Origin of the sequence: Brevibacillus fortis, from assembly GCF_003013395.1 — a bacterium.
Taxonomy (GTDB): Bacteria; Bacillota; Bacilli; order Brevibacillales; family Brevibacillaceae; genus Brevibacillus; species Brevibacillus fortis.
The window spans coordinates 21,803-40,064 of sequence record NZ_PXZM01000039.1 but is presented as its reverse complement, the minus strand read 5'-3'; the positions used below and the strand labels follow the sequence as shown (position 1 = coordinate 40,064).

Here is an 18,262-nt window from a genome sequence, read left to right as displayed (position 1 = left end):
TTACCCTCCGGTCTTCGGTGGTTGATTAGTTGGCTGCGGTGGTACCGAAGTTGGTTTCGCTTGTGGCTGGGCCGGAACTGCCAGTGGTTTCTGTACTGCCGGTTGCCCTGCTGCGGATGGTGTGACAGGCCGTGTCGCAGGCTTCACTTCAGCAGGTTTGCCAGGCGGTTTTGTCTGTTCCGGCTTGGGCTCCACAAACGGATCGGGAATACCCAAGTCTCCTTTGCCCACATTTGCTTTCAAAATGCGAACCATCTGGGCATAATGCTGCTGGTGAATGAATTTCGGCGCTTCCTCGAACGGCAGCTCGAGAGCTACCCCCTTGAAGCTGTTCTCCGATTTTGCCACCATGGCGACTGGCACGTCTTTCATGAACACTTCCGTCACGGGCTTCCCGTTCACCTCATACGAAATGATGATGTCCACCCGGTCTAGCGCCTCCAGCTCCTGGTCGAAGACGACATTGCTCGATGAAAACACCGTCACGAGCCTGTTGTTCTGGTCCCGTACGACATTGGCTGGCTTCATGATATTTTTCGTGATGATGTCTCCCTTTGACAGGGGAACGATCGTGACTTGATTTTTCAAACTGCCTTTATCGATGACATACGAATCATCCGCATACTTTTTAGGGATTTCCCTTACCGTCAGTTGGTCGGGTTGTATTAGTGCCCGAGATGGAATATCTGCATTTGCTTCGTATATTTCCACCATTTCACCCAGTTGCGCGTTCAAATCCTTGATTTTTTGCAGAAACAGAAAGCCCGCAAGTGCAGCAAGTAGGAACGATAGTACAAGGAAAATGATTGCCCTACGTTTTGATTCCAACATCTGAAGATTCCCTCTCTTTTTCGAAAAATCCATTCATGTTCATACTTTGTCGTTTTGTTGCCAAGATTGCGAATCGACCAACTTATGAGAAAAGCACTAGTAATACATGACCATGACCAGCATGAGACTGGTCCCACCCGCGACAAATGGCGCCAACGGGATCTCTTGCCCAAGCTTCATCCTGCCTGTCATTTTGGCGATGGCCCACATGGGAAGCACACTGACTCCCGCAAGCAAATACGTAAGCATAATCACGACCAACCCCGCTTGCCATCCAACCGCTGCACCAACCAATGCGAGCAGCTTAATATCTCCTCCGCCCATCTGACCGTTGCTGATCACCGCCATGAGCAATGAAATTCCTCCCAGCACAATAACGCCCATCGCATAAGTCAGCCATTTTTCTGGATGAAGGTACGCATGCAAAACGAGAAAATACACAATTCCTGGAATCGTCAGCCAGTCGTAAATAAGACGACGGCGTAGGTCAGTATACATAGCGACTGCCATTACGAAAAGAATGGGAATGATGACATACCAAGATAACACCATATGTCCTCCTTCCTGCTTTTTGAGGAAAATTTCACCATTACAGACTGTCCATTAGGTAATTTTGTTGCAAAAATATCCAATTTTTTTGGATAATTATTTATAAAAACGCTATCATTACCTTGTTCTCAAGTTTTTCGCACGGGACATTTTTCCTTCTCTTGCCTAAAAATTCACATTTCCTTCCACTGTAAACGTTTGGATAACCTCTCTTTTGATGATAGAGTAGAGAGTATGGAAAAATTTGATTCGCAAGACAATCTGTTGCATTTTATCGTTTTTTGAAGGAGAGACAGTGGATGAGAGCCTTATTGGTAGACGACGAGCAACTACCCTTGATGCATCTGCAACGATTGCTGGAAAAAGATGTTGGCGGCGTTAAGGTAGTCGGAGCCTACACCAATCCTCTCGAAGCGATCGACCAAGCAATATCCCTTCAACCAGATGTCGTATTTTTAGATATTAATATGCCGCGCATCAGTGGTCTAGAGATCGGAGAACGTCTGCAAGAAATCGATAACTCCCCGGAGATCGTTTTTGTCACAGGGTACGATAAGTACGCCGTTGATGCTTTTGAGCTGTGCGCGCTGGATTACATCATGAAGCCCGTACAACTCCAACGCTTGCAAAAGACAATGGACCGTCTGCGCGAGAGAATCAAGTCCGCTCAAGAAGCAGCGCCTGTTAAAGAAGAATCCGTCGTTTCCATCCAATGCTTCAATAGTATTTTGTTTCACCAACCGAATCAGGAGCCACAAGAGATCAAGTGGCGGACGAATAAAGCCCGCGAGCTGTTTGCGTATTTATTGCATCACCGCAACAAGATGATCGACAAAGATTCGCTTATCGAGCTTTTGTGGCCGGACTATGATGGAAGCAAAGGCGTAACCCAGCTATACACGACGATTTACCTCATCCGACAAACCTTGAAACGCTATGGTCTCCAAACGATATCTATCAACAAGGGCAATTTAGAAGGCGGCTATAAGCTGACGATCGATTCAGCCGCGATCGATGTGGAAGAATGGGAAAATCGGTTGCGAAAATTGCCTCCGCTCTCTCTTTCCAGTATGGAGGAGTATGAACAAGTGCTCGTTGCGTACACAGGCGATTACTTCGGAGATTACGACTATTTGTGGGCTGAGTATGAGCGGGAAAGACTCCGCAGAATGTGGCTGCAGCTCGCGAAAACAATGAGCAGCTTCTATTTGGGCCACGGCAGAGTACAAGAAGCAATCAACGTCAATCAGCGCATTCAGCATTTGCACCCGCTTGAAGAGGACATCTACATGATCCTGATGCAGTTGTACGCATCCTTGGACGATCATGCGGCTGTAGAAGAGCAGTACATGCTTCTGACCACCCGCTGGGAGCAGGAGCTCGATTCCGCAGTGAATGTACATATCACGTCATGGTATCACGCCTGGAAACAAGAGACTGAACATAAACAGCTTTAAGCTATCGCTCTCAACAAGGAGGCATACATGAAGAGTAAGCTGTTCAGCCTGTGCATGGCCATTCTCCTTACTGCTATTTCAATGCTGTCTTCCTCTGCCGTTGCCTCTAGTTATGCAACGGTTACGTATTATCCGAAGCCAACCCAAGATGTGTTGCGAAACCCGTACATGGGACTGGCTCCAAGTTCACGTTCAAACAGCATTGAGCAAGAACACACCCTTGTCCATGCCAATATTACCTGGAGAATGCTTGAACCAGCCAAAGGCGAATATGACTTCGAGAAGGTCGAAGATTACATTCGTTTTGAAGAATGGGGAGAGAAAGACGTAAAATTTATTATCCGTCTCGTACTAGATGACCCCGATGATGAAGAAGCGGACATGGAGATACCAGATTGGCTGTATGAAGAACTTGATGGTGACGGTGAGTGGTATGAAAATGGTCACGGCAAAGGATTCAGCCCCAATTATAGTAATCCCGAACTCATCATGTACCATCGAAAATTAATACATGCGCTCGGGGAACGTTATAAGGACGACCCACGAATCGCATTCATACAGCTCGGCAGCATCGGACACTGGGGAGAGTGGCACACGAACACGTCTATTCCTTTCCCTAAATTAAAAATCAGCGATCAGTACGTGCAGCCGTATTTGGAAAACTTCCCTGATAACATGCTACTGATGCGAAGACCACACCCAATCGCTGGCAAGTATCGAATGGGCCTTTATAATGACGTGTTTGGCAACAAAGAGGACACGAAGAGCTACATTTCTTGGATACAAGAAGGCTACGTCTCTTGGCTAACGAAAGAAAAGATGCCAGCAATGCCCGACTTCTGGAAGTATGCGTCAAGCGGGGGAGAGTTTTCTCCTGACGAATCATTAAGCAACTATTTCAAGCGTCCTTTGATTAGCCAAGTGATCTCGCAAGCCAAATCGACACATATTAGCTGGGTGGGTCCCAATACACCTGGACGTTTCCCGAAAGACAGCGAGAATCAAAAATATGTGGATCGGTTTTTAAATACGATTGGCTACCGTTTCTCCCTTATCAAAGAAACGCATAGAGAAACAGTTAAAGCCGGAGACGATCTTTCTGTAAGCATGGATTGGCAAAACCAAGGTGTAGCTCCTTTTTACTTTCCTTGGATTCTCGAACTGTCTCTTGCAGATGAAGACGGAAACATCGTGGCACACACAAAAACAGATGAGGACATCCGAAAATGGCTCCCGGGCAGGAAATACGTGAAGCAAGACCTGGAGGTTCCAGCTGATCTCCCGGAAGGCGATTACACCCTTTCTGTTGCGATTTTAGACCCGTCTACTGGTGAGCCAGGCATTGAGTTTGCTATGGAAGGCAAAAGAGACGACGGCCGATATACGTTGGGAACCGTACAAGTGCGTGAATAACCGTAATAGAGAAGAGCCCCTTCAGACAACCGTTAAGGTACCGGAAAGGGCTCTTTCGCACTATTTCGAAAGCATTTTGTTTATGGTGCGTAGTCGCCATCGTAGCTGACCAGCGATACGTTTTTCACACCTTCTACCTCTGACATGTCTTGAACAAATGCTGTATTATCCCCTTTTATTTTTACTTCTACAATCAATTCGACCATTTCTTTGCTGACCGTCTTTGATTTCAATGTGTACTTCAACTTGTTCAACTGGTATTTCACCCCATCGTTGGCTTGATCGTGGTAGTTAATAATGAACAAATACGCGATATCCCTCATTTGTCTTTTCGATAGTACGAAAATGGTGGCAGCCACTACGAGCGAGCCTAAAATAGATAAAGGGTAAACACCTGCCCCTGTGGCGATCCCCACCGAAATCGACCAAAACATAAACACAATGTCCAGTGGATCTTTGATCGCGGTCCGAAATCTCACAATACTCAACGCACCAACCATCCCTAAAGACAGGACGATGTTCGTACTGATCGTCATGATGATCAGGCAGGTAAGCATGGCCATTGCCACCAATGTGATGTTAAACGTGTGGGTGTAGACGACACCGCGAAACGTTTTTTTGTACACAAAGTAGATAAACAGACCGAGCAGCCCTGACAACAGAAGGCCAATTGCGGTATCAATTAACGAAATGCTGGCGAATTGGTCCATCCGCAACACGCTTTTTTTGATGATATCTTGAAAATTAATCGTATTTTCCATAGATACAGACTTCTCCTCACGCTAAAGATTATAGTATTTTTTGGTCTCCTCTCTGCAAATGACATACTTAGAGATAGCCGATCGCTGATTGCTGAGCTTCTGAAGCAAATGTCTGATGCTGAATGGCAAAAATTGATCGTATTTTACTTCCATAATCATCATCGGCTGATGAATTGCATTTACCATCATGATGTCTTTATCGAATATATCAAGTGAGTTGACGTTGGCCTTCAATTGCTTGTCAAACGTAATCCTTACATTCCCTTCCCTCATGAGATACGCCTCGCGCACATAATCCGTAATGACACGCGGGCGAAAGAGATGATTTTTGCAGGACAAGTAAAAGTCTCGAAGTAAACTATTTTCTGTCTCTTGTAGAAACTCAACCTCTCCAGCCAAAATCATCTCGTATTCGTCCCTCGTAATCGACGCACCTTCCTTGCAAATGTACCCACCGAACTTGCTCTTGCGCTCCATTTTGATGACAGCGTCACTTTTGTTGTAAACGCGAATACGGTACTTCTTCCGTTGGAAAACGCCGTAGTTTTTTACTTGCAGAGCCGTATCGTGGATATCGTCAAAATACAAGCTGCGAATATGGTACCCCTCATCATCTACAGAATGATGATCAAGTGTCGTGATCAACTGAAGCTTTTTCCGCAACGGCTCATACTCGCTCAGTCGAAGATAATACTTGAGTTCATGGCGCAATCGCTTGTTTCCGATCTGGATGCCTGTTATCTCGATCCCTTTCATTTCAAAACAAACTCCTTCACCCCGTGATAGATGGCATCCGCAGGCTCTACTTTGTCAAAAGAGGTCTGTGTGTTCCCCTTACTATCCCGTACCATCACTCGCCAAAAGAATCGGCCTTTTCCGGGAGCTTTCATCTTGTATTCCACCCCTGTCAGCCCCTTGACCTCCGTATGTCTCTTGGTGAAGGCAGGATCATAGCTGACTGCAAACTCGTAGGTCAAATCGTCCCCTTGCAGGTCATACGAATGCTCCCAAGAAAATACGAGCATGTCCCCTTCTTTTCGTGGCTCACTCATAAAAAATGGCATTGGTTTTTCTAGACGCTCAAAGTACCGTTTCTTGTTTTGCTCAGGTTGAAGGGAAATAGCGGCATATTCCACCTCAAAAAGTGACACATCTTCTGGCAAATTATATAAATCAGGCCTCTGCATCACGTATTTGCTGGCAATCGGATAATAACTCTGCACATATTTCTCCGTTTGCTCCTTCGTGACGATTTTGCTTACTTCCTCGACCTTTTCGTTCAATGCTTTTACGTTATCAGGATCTTTAAATACGCGACTGAATAGCTTGGAAACCCAGTAGGTTGAAAAACCAAATTGCCAGTCTGCAATCGCTTTTTCAGGTTCACGTTCGAGTCTTCCTTCATATTTCCCCCATGATCCGTCGTAATCCCAAGGCAGGAAATACCACTTCGTCGAGTTCGAGGGACTGTATAAGTAAAAGTTGTGTACGGCATTGTCCGCATTCCCAAACAAAATGTTGGATGCCAGCCATGTGTAATAGTTGTCCCGATCAAAGTGCTTGTCCAAAAAGTCAGTCGTCTTGATTGCAGGATTGTGGAGATCATCCAGCATGGAAATAAGCTTTTCATGATCTTCACTTCCCTTTATCTCCAACAAGGTTTCAAATGCTTTTTTGTCATAATCAGGATCGGTTGCCAGCTTGATAATATCCTCATAACGATGGAATTCGAAGCTAATCGCCTTGTATAAATTCCCGTTTCTGTCCAATCCATGAGACTGTAAAAATGTTTTATTCGGTTGCTCAACCTGTGTGAACAAACCGTAATCGACAAAGTCTTTGTCAGGATTTTTTCCGGTCAAATCCTTGACTCGTAAATTCACAAACTGTGTCCGCAAGCTGGTCATGTGAGGAATCTGCTCGAAATAATCAAAGCTCAGCTTTTGGCGAACCCGCGTCAAATCAGATTTGTGCTTATTCAGGTTGATGTTTCGCTGATCGCGCCAGTATCCAGCCTTGTCATACAGCCGTATTTTGTAAGACTTTTGTTCAGATTTTCGGCTCGACTCCCCACGCAGTTCAATCGATCCGTTTGCCCTCGTTTCCCCGTACCCAAATAATCCTTGAACCGGACCTTCCACTGTTCCCTCTTGCATGATGACCTTGGCTTTGAGATCCTCTCCCTTTTCATTCATGCCATTCGGAGACTGATTGATTTCCTTAAAGGTTGTCGTTTTCAGCCCCTCGTTTTCTTCATTAACTACGGTTACATATAAATAGACGAGACTCCCGTCGACATCCTGCTCATAAACACTCCGATTGTCAACGAGCCCTTCGCTTATCGGCTTCGTTTGCTGCACCTGGCTCGTTGCTGCTGGCTTTTCTCGTGTTGATACTTCAGGCGAAACCTGCGTACAACCAGCCAAGGCAACTCCTAGTGCGAGCAGGCTCAGTATGAATCTCTTTTTCTTCAACCTGACTCCTCCCATCATCTATTTCATTCTGTTTTCTTTAATAAAGAGCGGCTGCAGGCAGTAGGTGTAATAATCTATATTTTTCAAGAAATAAACCAACCTGCCGAGGCCAGCAGAAAGTGAAAGAAAAGCAGCTACAAAAAAAGCGAAGCCGTAATTTTCTAAAGGAAGTATCGCGATGGTGATCGCAATTGTACTGATCAGAAACAGTGTCGCCACTCCAAGCGCTCCCTTGCGATCGTCAAAATAGAGCAGTAACAGGACAATCACAAACATGACGGCATACAAGTATCCCGCGATCACTAGGATGTTAAATCGTTCAATCTGCTCGGACGAAAATCCGATGTGCGGGAGCAACGTAATTCCCAGCGCCAGTGCCATGAACGAAAAGAACAACTGAACCTCCATCATGAAGCTGAGCTCTTGCATCAAGGTTTGCACCATATCTGTTTTTGCCCGTTTGATATCTTGCACGGATCCTGTTCCCAGTATCGTTCCGTAATACGTTCGATACTTTTCGTAAAAAGCGGTCTCCACCGACACCACAAACATGACCATCGTTGGCAGTATGCTCAAGGACGCATAAAACGCAGGCACGTCATAAAAAGGCGCGATCACGTAAGTATCTGCAATAACCTCCTGTAGAGGACTTGCTAGCCAGTAAATGAAATGATGGACATAGAAACCGAGAGAACAAAAGAATCCAACAAGCAATAGGCTCGGGTATTTTTTCACGTACTTCAAGAAATCAAAGTAGTTTCTCTCCCGTTTCGGAAAATAGCTTTCCAGATGAATCATGGACAGAACGATCATGGTAAAAAAGCCAAAATTCATAGAAATCAGCACGGAGAAGCCTTTTTCCCATTCAGTCAGATTCAACACAAGAAACGCAACCAAAAGCGTTACGACAACAGCCGCTACATACCCTCTGATAATGCGCATGTAATCCTTTAAGGCCGACAAATAGGCAGATTGCAACCAGACAACAATCAGCTCTACAAAAAGCAGATAGGCGACAAGCTTGAAGGACCACGGCAGGGGTGCCAACCAGTAAAAACCGACTCCGAGGATTCCACCCACCCCCAGGCAAATAGCCATGACCCCGTACAAAGAGGCAATGATGTCGTTATACTCCCTCAAGTAAATCTTGTCTGCGATATAGCGGGAAATCACCATCGAAAAGCCACATGTAATCAATAGAGAAAATACAAATGCATACACGACCGCTGCTAGAAAAGACATGCGCTCCAGGTAACTGACATTCATTTGAAGCAGGACTTGCTGGAGAACAGTGATCATCACCATACAAATTATCATCGGGCCGACCGTTACTAATGATGAAAATGCGTACGCCTTCACACTGGACAAATACCCTTTATTCCGAAACATTTTTTTCAGTTCAAAGCCAATGCCAGCCATGATTACAGCACCTCGTATTTCCGATACAAATTCCGATATCCCGCCAAAAAGTTCTCATGTGTATAAATAGCTGAGACCCTGTCGAAGCCATTTTTGCCCATTCGTCGTCGCAATGGCTCGTTATGACACAACGAGATAATCGCTTGAGCGATTTGATTAAAGTGCATGACCGGCACTGTTATTCCGGCGTTCCCGTAGTTGTCGCCATTGCCATACAGCAATTCCCTACAGCTACCCACGTCGGTCGTCACGAATGGCTTTTTACATGCCATCCCCTCCAAAATGACCAACGGCTGTCCTTCGCTGATGCTGGTTAGCACAAGCACGTCTATTTTCCCGAGATACGCCTTCACATTGACCGCACCGGTGAAAGTAACGTCCTCCAATTGCAAGCTGTCTACCAGTTGCAGACATTCCGTATAATACTCTTCGTCCTCATCTGCTGGGCCTATGATGATAAAGCGTGCATGGGGAACTAGTTCTTTGACCACCCCAAAGCTGTGCAGCATCGTTTTAATATCCTTGATCGGTACAACGCGGACTACAGCGCCAATGGTAAGAATCCCATCCGCTTTCTCTTCTGCTATGGAGGCGTACTCATTCACCTTTACTCCATTAGGGATCACAGATACTTTCGCGGGATCACATCCCAGTTCGATCTGGATTTCCTTGTTTCGCTCAAACAGTGTGATGACCTCGTCAGCGTACGAGTAGGCACATGCAGAAAGATTATGAAAATAATCAATCCAAATATCTTTGAAATGTCCCTTGATCCAGTTTGCCTTGATGATCTCCTCTTCCCGCTCACGTGTATATATCCCATGCTCCGTCAACAAGAATGGCTTCGAAAACAGATGCTTGCCAAGGCTCCCAGCAACCCCGCCATATCCCGTACAAACACTGTGATACAAATCTGCTTGCGGCACGCCATTTTTCATAATGAGACAAAGTGGCAGCACCATTGATCGAATCATCCAGATCATCTCTGTAAATGGAATTTGCGGATATTTTTGCAGGCACAGTCTCTGAATCACCTCAAAAAAGTCCTTGCTGGTGAGCAACTCAGCCACTGATGACACCTTACTTCCCGCCAACATGGAAAAAAGCGCACTCCAGTCTCCTCTGCTGCCATCGAGCAACGACAGCAACGCCTGCTGCTCCGCTTCGGTAAGACCCAGACGTTTCCCCGGCGCAGATTCTTCTTTCAGATAGGTATCCAGAAATACTTCTTTGATTTCCACCACATTGGCAGGGGGCTGGTATACATACTTCCCTCTATTTTTCTCTTGTGCACCGATCGCATAGATGATGAACTCATGTTCCGGCATGCTAGTAATCAGGGAATGTATCCAACTGGACACTCCCCCCGTGATAAAAGGGTAGGATCCTTCAGCTATCAGACAAATTTTCATCGCTTACTCTTCCAGTCCTATTTCAAATTTTGCCCCCGTTGCTTGAACGAGATAGACACCCTTATCAATTTTTTCTACGGTGCAGTTTTTTAGGTCGGTCATTTTTTTGTTGGTCCGCAAGATGTAATACATATCCTTGGAGAAATTGTTCATATATCCGGTAATCTTGTTATCTGTACGTTTCACATACACATCCGTCTCTACATAGCTTTCAAGGCTTGTCCCGCCTTCTGACGCAGTCAGGCTCCGCAGCCATGGATACTGCTGGTAGACGTCTTGCAGCATCACCTGAAAATCCTCTAACAACTCTGGCCATGTCTTGTCGTGGCCTCTGTCCTTATCCAAGATGTCATCAGGATGAATAAAATGGGAAAACACCCCAATAGACGTGATTGCATTTGTCATATACCAATGACTTAGATCTGTATGACCGTAGCCAAAGGTAATCCGCGGCATTTCTACGATTCCATCCTCAGCCACGGAAAACTCCTGGATGTACTCCTGAATGTCGTCGGATTCACCATACAGAGATGCAATTGCCTTTATACCGGGAAATGAACGTTTCAGCGCTTCACGTCCTTCTGCTCCCAATACGTTGGAAGGCGGGACATACACCCGAATCGCATAGGATGGAAATACCTTTTTGATAGATTCATCTAGGCTCGTTAATGACTCGCTCATACTATGTTCATCTGGCCATGCCATGTACTGGTAAAGGTCAGATATCTCCTGATCAGTGGTAAGGGCTTGATGATTATACCCGTGAATGCCCAGCTCGCCTCCCAGCTTCAACAAATCCCTGCCATACGTAATCAGATTATTCGTATCCGTTCCTTCCTCGTCGGCGAAGGGGGAAATAACGCGGTTGTTATAGTTATGGATTATGGCTCCCGTGTAAGTTAACTCGTAATCTGCTGCCAACTTGATCATGTCGGGCCACCAAATATCGCGATAAAAAGCGGGAATATCTTTGTTGTACTCACGATCAATATTCGGATCGTTCCCCTGACGGAAAGGAGCTGGGAAATCGTCAATATACATGATCTTCATGTTAAATATCGGGTACATAAAATCCGCATTCATCACGCTGATCGCACCTGCAATCAGTCCTCTGTTCCACACCGTTTGCAGATTTGACCCGTTGTAGACCATGAACTTGCCTTGTCCGTATTCAGACTCCCAGAGCAATGGCACCGAGTTGGCAGCAACGGCATGAACTTTACTCTGCTTATTCAGCTCTACAGGAATCGAAAAATTGGACACTAGCTCTTCTCCAATTTTTGCATCCTCACCTTGGATCAACAGATTCGATGTCATCCGTATACCTTTTGTCTCTATTGGACTATTCATTGCATTGATTCCTAATTTTCGATAAATCTGATATAGACTGTCATTGAAACCCGGTGTACGTGCAAAGAAAATACTGCCTCCGTTGTGAGCATATTGCATCATCCCATCCAGATTGCCTATCAATCCCAGATCTTCTATCGTAACGATGATTGTCATATACGCTGGGTCCGGTTGAGAAAACTGCTTCACATCTGCCAGATCGTACTCCTTTTTCATATAATGCAGCACTTGCTCGAAGTTTTTCGTGATTTCATTACTGCTTTCGTCCTGAGGATTGTGCAGGATGAGAAATCTTTCCCGTGGAAACTGACTGAGCTCCTCCTGACTGATCGCATTTTGTTTCGGCTCGTTGACACTAGCTCCCGAACCGCCAGAAGTATTACGACTCACCTGCAGGATAAACTGAGAACGGGTTACTTCTATGGTGATCCCCAGAATCAGCACGAAAGCCAAAATGATATAAATACTTTTTTTCACTGGGATATCGTTTTCTTTTTTCATTCTCAATCGCTCTTCTCTTTCAATTTCGTTCCCTTATGTTGGGCAGCAGCCACTTCCTCCCAAACATTGTCCGTATACATGGCACCCCGTGGTTCGGGAATGTCGTCCTGCTTCTCGATCTCGATATTGCTCCAGTAACGGATCATCATGAGTGTCGGATGGGAGACTTTGACCGCGGAGCTTTTTAACCGATTCATTTCTGCCACAAATCCTGCGTGATCTCTCATCGTGTAGAAATATTTTAAAGACATGACATATGTCTGCTCACTATCAGGGTGGTGCTCCTTGAACAACTGACAATAATGCTCAGCCTTCTCATACGAGTAGTTGGCAAGCTCACAGTTGATCTTGTCCACAAAGTAACCTTCTTCATCCTGATAAATATCCAGCAAAGACTCCAAAACAAATGAATACGTGTAGCTATATTTTGCATACGTTCGTTGATCGAGAAGCGAGCTGTCCAAGTATTTCTTCAATACGTGCGCATACGCTCGTAAAACGTCGAGATCCTGCTTGTTTTCCTCGTATTTCACGGATAAATCCTGTAGCTGAAGCTGAAGATTCCGGCGCATTTCTGTTAGGGCAGCAGCAGCGTAGTGAACCGTTTCTGAATCTTCATTTTGCAAAGCCGTCTCCAATGTTCCGATCTGCCAAATCGTCTGCTCCTTCAAAACATCGATCAGCATTTTTCTTCGGGTGCTCGTGTCATTCAAAAACAGAATGTCCTCCACAGGAACGGTGTTCATTTCCTTTGCTATATCCGCTCTTCGGAAAATATTGGAGCACTCCGCCAGATTCAGCAACTCGCTCTCAAGCGCAAGCTCATCCTCATGCTTTTTGGATGTACGCTTGTACGTATCGGTAATAATCATTAGCAAAAGACCCACAACAGGGAGGAAGCCAGCAAAAAGTATTCGCATAATCAGTCCCTGTATGTTTTTGCCGCTCCTTATCAGGCTATATCCAACCGCTACCAGTAAATAGACGATTACGAACTTAAGCATATGCGCCATCCTCTAGTGCAAAGCGTCCTTGGTCCTTTTCTTGTACGATCCGAGCCGCGATCCCGAGCCTGCCAAGTCTCTCAATCACAATATTTGCTTCCTGCTCATTCGAATTGGACAGGATGATATACACATCTCCTGCATGGTCGATACCCATGTAATCTGCTTCGCGCAGGGAGCTCGCGATTTGTGCGGATAACATATGGTGATCCAATTGTGATCGATCCACGGATAAAAGTGTAAAGTCAGTGTTCAGTTGTTGCTTGGCGTCCCTTTTGTTCCTTAACATTGCTGAAAAATACACTGGATTCAAAATGGAGGTTTCTTCTAGGTAGCGATCCTTCTGGGTGGAGTTTAGATAACGTAGCGAACGAGACAACGCGGAAGAGATTAATTGAACGGCTACTTGAAACAGGTTTTGCGTATACATCGTAAAATGTTCAAATCCGAGTTGTTGTAAGGACACCAACGCAACCATTTTTCCATTATCAAAAATGGGCGCTGCCATGAGAGGCATGTCGTGACGTAGCTCCTTATTCACGATAATTTTCTTCGTTGCAAGCAATTCGGTTAAGTAGGCATGCTCACTCATTCTTAACGAACGTGGGAGATCAAAGCCTGCTTTATTCGATTTCGCCATCAGCCGTAAAAACGAACCGTTTTGATTCATCGTATAAATGGCTATCTCATCCGATTTCATGATTCTTTCCAGCACTTTGACAGACTTTTGCAAAACTCGCTCAGGCTCGAGGCTATCCAGCTCTTTTGTGATGTTGTAGATTTTTCCAAAGCTGTCTTCCGAATTCACGATTTGCTGCTGTAGTTCTTGTTTGACCACGAGGACATCGTTGTATATATCTTTTAAAAAGTCGTACTTTTCTTCGACTGCTTGTTTTTGCATCTCCTTGGATAGGACATCCCTGTTCCGCTTGTCGATGGAATAACCAACCGCAATCCCGATAAGCAAATAGACGGCAACATGGAACAAAGTATTGGCGTCATACAGCAAAGACACGATTTCGCGACCGTTGTTCAGGCTCTCCCCTATGTATAGCGCACAAGATAAAATCACAGAAAGGATAGACTGCTTCGTTCCGTAAATGGCCCCGATCAACACGATATAAATCAGCTTGAGATCAAACACGCCGGTGTCGACTGATCCAACTGTTAAGGCGAGCACGATAAGAAAGGCCAGAACGTTCTCGATGTATGGCCATATCTCCCAAGAGCGTACCAAGCTGACCGTTTTCTTAGCCTTACTTTCTTGTTCACTCTCATTTTCCGTCAGTGTGCCTAGATACCACTCCGCTGTTTTTTCCAACCCCTCGGCCAAAGAGTACATCGGGACCCAGTCTAGTCTTCTCTTCGCGAGCGTATTGTCCAAAACAGACTTGTCCACATCTCCAGCTCGTTTATCTTTTCTCACAATTCCTTTCAACTGCTGCTTCTGTGCCAATATATGAATGAGTTCATTAATGCTGCTTTCCTGATTGGTCGATAAATTCATGGCACCTTGATAGTCCGCTGTCACGGAACGTAACATAGCGTCGGCTACATCCTCTACATAAATGAAATCTCTCGTTTGGTTTCCGTCTCCAAACAGGATAATTTTTTCCCCATGATTGATTTGCGTTAAAAAGGTAGAAACAACTCCGCCTTCCCCTTTTGCACTTTGTCTCGGACCATATACGTTAGACAATCGGAAGACAACGGTCTGTAATCCATACAGTTCGGTCCATTTTCGGCAATACTCTTCTCCCGTAAGCTTGTTCATCCCATAGACAGATACCGGATCACACAATGCCTCCTCCGTTAGCGGCGTTTTTTCATTCATACCGTAAACGGCTGCGGAGGACGCAAAAATAAATTTGGTCACGCCAAATTTGCTCGATAGTTTCAGCATGTTGACGAGTCCGATTACATTCGTAGTAGAATCCAGATGAGGGTCTTCCATCGATGCAGCAACACTAATTTGGGCGGCTAAATGGACAACGACATCAAACTTGTTACTTTTAAAAACTTCATCGCACTTTTTTTCCGCCACATCCAGTACGTACGACTGATGAGGAAATTTGATATGACTCCGATCGCCTGAACTTAGATCATCAAGGATGAATACTTTATAGCCTTCCTTATAAAATCTCTCCGCGACAAAAGAACCGATGAATCCATAACCACCTGTGATCAAAGCTTTCATATTAACACCTCAGCAATTTGTTTCCCCTGTCTATCTCCACGACTAACATCTGCCCCTGTTCCCAACACTTTTTGGACAGCCCATTCGATTCGCTCCAGCTGCAGTGGCTTCGCTATAAAATCCCGCGCACCTGCCTGAATCGCCTTGATGACGGTATCGTGCCTAGACACTGCTGAGCAAATAATGATCTTGGCATCCTTGTCCAACTCCATGATTTTGCGTGAAGCAGCCAAACCATTCATGCCAGGCATGGTGATATCCATCGTGACGAGTGATGGTTTATACAAGCAGTAATTTCTAACAGCCTCCTCTCCCGAATCAGCTTCCGCAACGACATGCAGTCCTAACGACTCAAATATGTTGCGCAGCACATGTCTCGTAAACGCTGTATCATCAACAATCAGAATGCTATTCATCCAAAACCGCTGTCTCCCATCCTATTCTCTCTATCTTTCGATCTATAATCGTTGCTTCTTACCTTTCATTTCTCATAGGCACAAAGACCCTTATTCCGTAGCTTCACCTATTCTACTAGGATCATCTCAACAATTTCTGAACAAAAGACAAAAAAGAACAGGGACAGATACCTATACGGCAACTTATCCCTGTTCTTCTTCATGTGTTTACACTATTTTTTTCGCCGAACCTTCTCTTTCTCTTTTTTGAACAAACGAATAAAGATCACCAGTACAATCAGGAATACGGCCAAAATCACTCCGATTAACCAGAGCGGGATATTGCCCACTACTTCGTTTATGCCTTTTGTCTGTTTCTCTTCTTCATCTTCGAGCTGAATAGTGAAAACCTCGTTCGACTTGCTCATCACGACAATTTGTCCATCTTCGTTGGAATTCTTCAGATAGTGAAGTAGATCAGCATGAAGAAAGGTTCCCTGACTAGCATGACTCGCGTCTGCAGATTGGAAGACACTCAACGTCCGCTCTCGATTCCAGATTGAGGGCTGAACCCAGGCCACATAACGGCTCGTCTCGTTGATTACGTGGTATTGGTTCAACTCCTTGATCTTATTGATCAAGAGCTGCCCCTGAACCTTCTGCAAACTCGGGTACTGCTGAATACCCCCCATCGCAACCACGTTGTACGAGGCGATCTCTTGCAAGGCCTTCTCGTTTAGCGGCTCCTGGAAAATGACAAAGGAGCTCCCCTTCGGATTGCTTAACTCCGACAACATGTCATTCATCAGCATCGAGAACTGCGACAAATATTCACCTGTCCATTTTTCCGGCAGCAGGAAGGCGGTGTCCTTCATTCCTGTATCCTGCACAAAAGGAGCGGGCCAGTACCGGAAGCTGCGATGTGCAGGTACCTCGTGAGGCACATTCAAGCCACTTTCCTTATCTACAAAAACCCAGCGTCCCTTATTGTTCTCAGGCGCGCACGCATCACCCTTCAGGTCCATCGAAGCCGAGAAAGAGACTGTCAGAGCATGATTCGCCTCTTTGATGACAGACTGTGAGATAGGAATACTCACTCGGTAATTATCATTATCGTCCACTGCTTTCAACTGCTGCAGCAAGACCGTATAAGGTACGCCATTTACCGTTACAGTCAATTGGTGCTGTGGCTTCTCTTCCCCTTCGTACTGCTGCATGAGCAATGGGGAGATCTTCAATTTCAAATCAAGCGTAACGTCCCCGGTAATCTTCCAATGGGACGGAATTTTCAAGTTCACCTGCTGAGTGCGGCTGTTTCCATGCTCAAGCGTAACATGCGAATATCCGCCTGAAGCCAGGGAGAGAGAAATCAGACTTTGCTCTGCTGCCTGTACACTAGGAGCCTGCTTGACAGCCAGCTGATTCCCTGCCAACTGCTTGTTCATTTCCTTATCTGTCAGCAGGTGAATCGTCTCGGCAAAGCTTGTCTCCTTGCCTTTCGACACCAAGAGCAAGAGCTTGGCTTCAGTAGATTGATTCACTCTCAATTGATAGTAATCGAGTCCCAGCTTTTGTTCTCTGGTCGCAATCCCCTGTGAAGCAACCAGTGTTTTGAGCGGGCCAGTCCAGCCTTCCGGATTGCCGATCGCGATGACGTGTCCCAACTCTCCCTTTGCTTTCCACTCGCTCTCTGTCATGATCGGAATCGGGCGTTTGGTAGCTGTCTGGGCAGACAAGGAGGTGGCTACCTTCAACGCGGCTGCTACCACATCTTGATCTGCCGCATCAGGAACGACGATCTTGGTAAACACTTCGGTCGAATTGCCCGGCTCCACGAATGGCACCGGGTACTCCTTCAACAGATCAACAGACGAGGTTACGGCCTGTGTATCCAGAAAAGCAAAGGAGCTTTTGTCGATTTTCACCCAGTTCGCAGGATTGTTCTGATCGTCGCAAATGTTGTCGGTGAGCTGGCTATGCTTGGTGATGGTAATCTTGTGGAAGCCGAGTGCCGTCTCGTCCGCTCCCAGCGGTATTCTGATTTTCCCTTGCTGAGCGGTCTCCTTGGTTAAAAACACGCTTTTCAACGGCTTGTCGTCGACACTTACCGTCAAAGTAGAACGTGTGCCGTTCAGCAGCTCGGAGTGACTGAATAAGATTTCCAAATAGTTGTTGCTTCCGATGGTTGCACGCGGAACACTGTAGTAGTAATCAAAGGACTCGGTTACCCCACCTAATGTGACCGGTTCGCTCGTAAAACGCAAAACGGATCCTGGTGTCTTGTCAAGTCCATTGGATGCGTATGTCGTTTTTGCTTGATTGGCCAGGCTTGAAAAGGTGAACACAGCAGGGCGCATCACCTGGCCCGATGGTGCAGTTGCCCCGGCTTGTGTCGATGCCGTCGTGCCTTGAGCGTAGATCGTACCCACTCCTTGCCCAAAAAGGAGAGCGGTTACGGTCAATAGAGCAAACGCCGGTTTCCAATTGTTTCTCTTCATG

At 45.8% G+C, this 18,262-nt stretch carries 14 protein-coding genes; 2 read left to right on the top strand and 12 right to left on the bottom strand.

The annotated features are described in order from the left end of the window. Positions 1-831: a CpaB family protein gene (locus C7R93_RS23050; protein WP_106841008.1), complete on the bottom strand. Its 831-nt coding sequence runs from the start codon at positions 829-831 to the stop codon at positions 1-3. A 96-nt stretch (positions 832-927) separates the two neighbouring features. After that, positions 928-1,383 carry a prepilin peptidase gene (locus C7R93_RS23045; RefSeq protein WP_106841007.1) on the bottom strand — a complete coding sequence of 152 codons (456 nt, stop codon included), beginning with the start codon at positions 1,381-1,383 and terminating at the stop codon, positions 928-930. A gap of 296 nt (positions 1,384-1,679) precedes the next feature. On the opposite strand from C7R93_RS23045, the gene C7R93_RS23040 reads away from it, so the two are divergent. Together C7R93_RS23040 and C7R93_RS23035 are read left to right on the top strand one after the other, a co-directional pair. Then, positions 1,680-2,837: a response regulator gene (locus C7R93_RS23040; RefSeq protein ID WP_106841006.1), complete on the top strand. Its 1,158-nt coding sequence runs from the start codon at positions 1,680-1,682 to the stop codon at positions 2,835-2,837. A 27-nt stretch (positions 2,838-2,864) separates the two neighbouring features. Further along, positions 2,865-4,250 carry a DUF4832 domain-containing protein gene (locus tag C7R93_RS23035; RefSeq protein ID WP_106841005.1) on the top strand — a complete coding sequence of 462 codons (1,386 nt, stop codon included), beginning with the start codon at positions 2,865-2,867 and terminating at the stop codon, positions 4,248-4,250. Between the two features lie 80 nt (positions 4,251-4,330). Here the strand turns inward: C7R93_RS23035 and C7R93_RS23030 are convergent, their stop codons facing one another. From C7R93_RS23030 to C7R93_RS22985, 10 genes are all read right to left on the bottom strand, one after another. Further along, a complete protein-coding gene (locus C7R93_RS23030; RefSeq protein WP_106841004.1) occupies positions 4,331-5,011 on the bottom strand; it encodes a DUF4956 domain-containing protein in 681 nt (226 codons plus the stop codon). Positions 5,012-5,032: 21 nt separating this feature from the next. Continuing rightward, the gene (locus C7R93_RS23025) at positions 5,033-5,767 is read right to left on the bottom strand and encodes a polyphosphate polymerase domain-containing protein (protein WP_106841003.1); all 735 of its coding nucleotides are present in this window, start codon (positions 5,765-5,767) and stop codon (positions 5,033-5,035) included. Then, entirely contained in the window at positions 5,764-7,485 is a 1,722-nt protein-coding gene (locus C7R93_RS23020) for a CotH kinase family protein (protein WP_106841002.1), read from the bottom strand. The genes C7R93_RS23025 and C7R93_RS23020 overlap by 4 nt, the downstream gene beginning before the upstream one ends. Before the next feature lie 18 nt (positions 7,486-7,503). Further along, a complete protein-coding gene (gene pelG / locus C7R93_RS23015; protein WP_106841001.1) occupies positions 7,504-8,904 on the bottom strand; it encodes an exopolysaccharide Pel transporter PelG in 1,401 nt (466 codons plus the stop codon). 2 nt (positions 8,905-8,906) lie between these two features. Continuing rightward, complete coding sequence (gene pelF, locus C7R93_RS23010; protein ID WP_106841000.1) at positions 8,907-10,316, bottom strand: GT4 family glycosyltransferase PelF; 1,410 nt, start codon at positions 10,314-10,316, stop codon at positions 8,907-8,909. A 3-nt stretch (positions 10,317-10,319) separates the two neighbouring features. Further along, positions 10,320-12,167, bottom strand: a complete 1,848-nt coding sequence (locus C7R93_RS23005; RefSeq protein WP_244191638.1) for a DUF2194 domain-containing protein — start codon at positions 12,165-12,167, stop codon at positions 10,320-10,322. Between the two features lie 2 nt (positions 12,168-12,169). Beyond that, on the bottom strand, positions 12,170-13,171 hold the full coding sequence (locus tag C7R93_RS23000) for a hypothetical protein (protein ID WP_106840999.1): 1,002 nt from the start codon (positions 13,169-13,171) through the stop codon (positions 12,170-12,172). Continuing rightward, a complete protein-coding gene (locus C7R93_RS22995; RefSeq protein ID WP_106840998.1) occupies positions 13,164-15,368 on the bottom strand; it encodes an NAD-dependent epimerase/dehydratase family protein in 2,205 nt (734 codons plus the stop codon). The genes C7R93_RS23000 and C7R93_RS22995 overlap by 8 nt, the downstream gene beginning before the upstream one ends. Beyond that, positions 15,365-15,784, bottom strand: a complete 420-nt coding sequence (locus C7R93_RS22990; protein WP_106840997.1) for a response regulator — start codon at positions 15,782-15,784, stop codon at positions 15,365-15,367. The genes C7R93_RS22995 and C7R93_RS22990 overlap by 4 nt, the downstream gene beginning before the upstream one ends. Positions 15,785-15,996: 212 nt before the next feature. Further along, positions 15,997-18,261, bottom strand: a complete 2,265-nt coding sequence (locus C7R93_RS22985; RefSeq protein WP_106840996.1) for a cellulose biosynthesis cyclic di-GMP-binding regulatory protein BcsB — start codon at positions 18,259-18,261, stop codon at positions 15,997-15,999. Position 18,262: the final 1 nt, after the last annotated feature.